At 65.7% G+C, this 242-nt stretch carries 1 protein-coding gene; it reads left to right on the top strand.

The window, feature by feature from the left end:
* Window positions 1-242 (top strand): sigma-70 family RNA polymerase sigma factor (locus KK083_RS32870; protein WP_254170308.1); only part of this gene is annotated, 242 nt, incomplete at both ends.

The raw sequence follows: 242 nt of genomic DNA, 5'->3' as shown, positions 1-242 counted from the left end.
GGAGAAGGAGCTGACGGTCAAGTACTCGAAGACGCAGGACGTCGCGACCGCCGCGCGGCTCGTGACGGCGAACCTGCGGCTCGTGGTCAAGCTCGCGTACGAGTACCGGCGCGCCTACAAGAACATCATGGACCTCATCCAGGAGGGGAACATCGGCCTGAGGCAGGCCGTGAAGCGCTACGACCCGTACCGCGGCGTCAAGCTCTCCTCGTACGCCGCCTGGTGGATCCGCGCGTACATCC

The organism is Chryseosolibacter histidinae, assembly GCF_018598225.1.
Classification (GTDB): domain Bacteria; phylum Bacteroidota; class Bacteroidia; order Cytophagales; family Cyclobacteriaceae; genus Chryseosolibacter; species Chryseosolibacter histidini.
This window is presented reverse-complemented; position numbering and strand designations above follow the sequence as displayed.